We start from the raw sequence: 405 nt of genomic DNA, 5'->3' as shown, positions 1-405 counted from the left end.
GCGATCGCCTCTGGAATCTGGGTTATTCGGTTGCCATTGAGGTCAAGCTGCGTCAGATTGGTTAATTTAGCGATCGCTTCTGGAATCTGGGTTATTTGGTTGTAACTGAGGTGAAGCTGCTTCAGATTGGTTAATTTAGCGATCGCCTCTGGAATCTGGGTTATTTGGTTGAAACGGAGATCAAGTAGTCTCAGCTTGGTTAATTTAGCGATCGCTTCTGGAATCTGGGTTATTTTGTTGGAAAAGAGGTGAAACTGCGTCAGATTGGTTAATTTAGCGATCGCTTCTGGAATCTGGGTTATTTGGTTGAAACGGAGGTCAAGTAGTCTCAGATTGGTTAATTTAGCGATCGCCTCTGGAATCTGGGTTATTTGGTTGCTACTGAGGTCAAGCTGCGTCAGATTG

At 44.4% G+C, this 405-nt stretch carries 1 protein-coding gene; it reads right to left on the bottom strand.

Annotated elements, in window-relative coordinates:
* On the bottom strand, window positions 1–405 hold a 405-nt coding region (locus GNF10_RS37360), incomplete at both ends, for a leucine-rich repeat domain-containing protein (protein ID WP_185607525.1).

It is taken from the genome of Nostoc sp. UCD121 (assembly GCF_014222285.1).
Classification (GTDB): Bacteria; Cyanobacteriota; Cyanobacteriia; order Cyanobacteriales; family Nostocaceae; genus Nostoc.
This window is presented reverse-complemented; position numbering and strand designations above follow the sequence as displayed.